General features: G+C 72.3%; 3 protein-coding genes. All 3 read right to left on the bottom strand.

Annotated features, from left to right (window positions below):
* Positions 1-1,291, bottom strand: a 1,291-nt coding sequence (locus UK12_RS32060; protein ID WP_197085351.1) for an ABC transporter permease, incomplete at its 3' end; no start/stop codon positions are given.
* Positions 1,292-1,296: 5 nt separating this feature from the next.
* Positions 1,297-2,097, bottom strand: coding sequence for an ABC transporter ATP-binding protein (locus tag UK12_RS32055; RefSeq protein WP_045306731.1), 801 nt, complete (start codon positions 2,095-2,097; stop codon positions 1,297-1,299).
* A gap of 194 nt (positions 2,098-2,291) precedes the next feature.
* Positions 2,292-3,986, bottom strand: a 1,695-nt coding sequence (locus UK12_RS32050; protein ID WP_045306730.1) for an alpha/beta fold hydrolase, incomplete at its 5' end; no start/stop codon positions are given.

The following is a 3,986-nucleotide window of genomic DNA, read 5'->3' as shown; positions in this document are numbered from 1 at the left end:
GTCCCGCGGTGCTCGCCAGGGTCGGGCCGTCGGTCATGACCGTGGCCGTGATGACCGACAGGGTGACACCGTTGACCAGGAAGAACAGCGCCAGCAGCAGCCGGGTGAGGGTGAGCCAGCGGGTCTGGACGGTGCTCTCGGCCAGCGCCGCGACCGGCTTCGTCCTGGCCGCCTTCCGGCCGGCGAACAGGGTCGCGCCGAGGGCTGCCGCGATCGCCGCGAACGCGCCGACCGTGATCGGGATCCAGCCCTCGTGGAAGGTGATCGCCTTCGACACCACGCCGTTGCCGGTCAGCTGGTCGAACAGCAGCTTGCCGACGACGTACCCGGGTGCGATCGCCAGGGCGGTGGCCAGCACCGACAGCACCGCGGTCTCACCGAGGATCATCCGGCGCACCTGCCGGGAGGTGGTGCCGATCGCCCGCAGCAGCGCCATCTCGTGCGCCCGCTGCTGCAACGACAGCCCCAGCGTCGAGGCGACGCCGAACATCACGATCAGGACCGCCCAGCTGCCGAAGATCGCCGCCAGGATGGTCACCGTGCGCTGGCTGGAGAGGGTCCCCGGCAGGTCCGCGAGGCCGCGTCGCTCACCGGTGAGCACCATGGCCTTGCCGCTCACCGCCGACTCCACGGAACGGCCGAGCTCGGACACGTCCACGCCCGGTGTCGGCAGGACGCCGACGGAGTCGAACCGGCCGCCGGAGCCTGCCAGTTGCTGCGCCTCGGTGTCGGAGAAGAACATCGCGGGCTGCGTCGTGCGGTCGGCGTCCTGCCGGGCGATGCCCGCCACCGTGAACTTCCGGGTGGCACCGTGCACCGCCAGGTCGACACTGGAGCCGACCGAGGCGCCCGAGTCGGCCGCCAGCACCGAGTCGAGGACCACCTGGCCGCTGCCCGTCGGGGCCGCGCCCTGGGTCAGGGTGTAGGGCGTCAGCCCCGCGCTGGTCCAGTTGTGGCCGGCCGAGCCGGTGGCGACCGGCTTGCCGCCGGTCAGCACGGTCGCCGGGAAGGACAGGTCGGTGATCGCCCGGGCCACGCCGGGAACCGCCTTGACGGCGTCGACCACGCCGGAGTCGATCCGGTTGCGCTCGGTCAGTGCCGTGGAGTCGTAGGTCTGCTGACCGGTCACCACGATCGGTACCCCGGCGAGCCGCTGCGGCGGGGCCGCCATCCGGACGCCGGTCTCCATGAGTCCGCCGCAGGCCATCACGATCGCGGCGCCGAGGAACATCGCGACGAAGGTGGCGATGAAGCCGATCTTACGGAACTTCAGGGTGCGGAACGCGAGCATCCACATCAGCGTCCACCCCCCGCCAGCGCGGAGGAGGACTCGTGGTTCTCGTCGTCCCAGGCGCCGAGCCTGGTCATCCGTGCCGCGACCGCCTCGGCGGTCGGCTGGCGCAGCTCGCCGACGAACCGGCCGTCCGCGAGGAAGACCACGCGGTCGGCGTACGAGGCGGCCACCGGGTCGTGGGTGACCATGACGAGGGTCTGGCCGCTGGCGGTCACCGACTCGCGTAGCAGGCCGAGCACCGCTGCCGCGGTCCGGGTGTCCAGTGCGCCGGTCGGCTCGTCCGCGAAGACCACGGCGGGCCGGGTCACCAGGGCGCGGGCGATCGCCACCCGCTGCTGCTGGCCGCCGGAGAGCTGACCGGGCAGGTGGTTCAGCCGGTCGGCCAGGCCGACCCGGTTGACCACCATCAGAATCTGGTTCTTGTTCGGACGCTTGCCGGCCAACTGGAGCGGCAGCACGATGTTCTGCATCACCGTCAGCGCCGGCAGCAGGTTGAACGACTGGAAGATGAAGCCGATCCGGTCGCGGCGCAGCTTGGTCAGCCGCACCTCGTCCAGGTCAGCGAGGTTGGTGTCACCGACCAGGACCGCGCCCGAGGTGGGCTGGACCAGACCGGCTGCGCAGTGCAGGAACGTGCTCTTGCCGGATCCCGATGGGCCCATCACGGCCGTGAAGGTGCCGGTCTCGAAGGTCATGCTCAGTCTCTTGAGCGCGGCCACCTCGTTGTCGCCCTTGCCGTAGATCTTCTCGACCGCTTCCAGCCGCACGGCCACTGTCTGCTGACCGCTTTCCTGAGTGTGCACTGGAACTCCCCACCGGATGGTCACGCACCTCGCGCGAACTGATATCCACGGTAGAAGCGGCGGCAGTTCGGCACATTGGCATTGGTTGGCGTATCCGAGGTAGAGGTTTCTCTACCATCGGCGTCGTTGCACGGGTATGCGAAGGGGCGCGGAGCCGCTGCGTCGAGCAGGGCCCCGCGCCCCGGGTGAACGGGTCAGCCTCCGAGGGTGGACAGCCAGCCGTCGATCGCCTCGGCGGCGGCCGGCGCCGACTCCTCCAGGATGGTGAAGTGGGTGCCGGGTACCTCGCGCAGCACGTGCTCGCCGGACCACGAGGCGCGCCAGTCCTCCGTACCGGGTCCTTCGGCGAAGGACTCGGCCGGGCGGAGGAACAGCACCGGGGCCGACAGGGTGCCGGGCAGGCAGTCCACGATCAGGTCGCTGTAGCGGCTCATCGCGGCGAGCCTGGCGGCGCTGAACCGGCCGAACGAGGACTCGCGGTCCAGCATGCCCCGGAACATCTGGGGCCAGAGCTCGTCCTGGCCCTCCGCGTTGGGCAGGTAGGTGTCCATCAGCACCACGCCGTCGGCCGGGGTGCCCGCCTTCTCCAGCGCCTCCGCGGTCGCGTGCGCGAACTGGCCGCCGGAGGAGTAGCCGACCAGGACGAAGGGCTCCCCCGCCGCCGCGGCCCGCACGCCCTCGGTGAAGAACTCGACCGCGGCGTCCACCGACAGCGGCAGCGCCTCACCCGGGCCGAAGCCCGGCACGGGTGGCACGAGCACCTCCCGGCGGCCGCGGAAGTGCGAGGCGAGGCGCGCGTACTGGTGGGCTCCGCCGAGTGCCATCGGGGAGGGGAAGCAGATCAGCTTGGGCCCCTGGTCGCCCTGGGCGAGGCGCACCGGCTCGGCCGGCCGGCCCGCCTGTCCCGCCGAGGAGAACGAGGGGAGGATCTCGGCGACCGCGCTGAGCAGGCTCATCCCCTTCATCATCCGGCCGTCGGCGGCCGCCCTGCGCAGCAGGCCGCTGACCGACTCCAGGTCCTCGGCCCCCTCCGCGGCCGGCCGGGCGCCGCCGTGGCGCAGCTCGGTGCGGAGATGGCCGGCCAGTTCGGCCGGGGTGCGGTGGTCGAAGACGACTCCGGCCGACAGGGCCAGCCCGGTTGCCGAAGCCAGCGCGGTACGCAGTTCCGTCCCGGAGACCGAGTCCATCCCGGCCTCCAGGAAGCCGAGGTCCGGCTCGATCCGGTCCGGCCCGGGGTGGCCGAGGATGGCGGCCGTCTGCGCGCGCACCAGGTCGAGCAGCAGGTGCTGCTGCTCGGCCTCGGACGCGCCGGCCAGCCGCTCGCGCAGCGGCTCCCGCTCCTCGGCGGCGGGCTGGTCGGGTGCGGTGAGCGCGCCGACGGTCAGGGCGACGTCCGCCGCGAGCCAGTACCGCTGGTGCTGGAAGGCGTAGGTCGGCAGCGGGGCCTGCCCGGTGCCGGGGAACACCGCCTGCCAGTCCGGGGACATACCGTCCACGTAGAGCCGCGCCAGTCCCGACAGCAGGGCCGCCGTCTCCGAGCCGCGCCGGCGGCCCAGTGCGACGAAGGCCGTGTCGGGTGCGTCGGCGTTCTCCCGGGCCATCCCGGTCAGGACGGCGTCCGGGCCCAGCTCCACGAACCGGCCGGCCCCGGCCTCGGCCAGCGCGCGCACCCCGGCGTCGAACCGGACCGGCTCGCGGACGTGGCGGACCCAGTAGCCGGGGTCGCGCAGCAGCTCCGGGTCCGCCAACTCACCGGTGAGGTTGGACACCAGGGGGATCACCGGCTCGTGGTAGGTCATGCTCTCGGCGACCGCGCGGAACTCCGCGAGCATCGGCTCCATCAACGGCGAGTGGAAGGCATGACTGACCGCCAACCGCTTGGTCTTCTC

Source organism: Saccharothrix sp. ST-888, from assembly GCF_000955975.1.
GTDB lineage: Bacteria > Actinomycetota > Actinomycetes > Streptomycetales > Streptomycetaceae > Kitasatospora.
The sequence above is the reverse complement of the archived record's forward strand: the minus strand, read 5'-3'. Positions and strand labels throughout refer to the sequence as shown.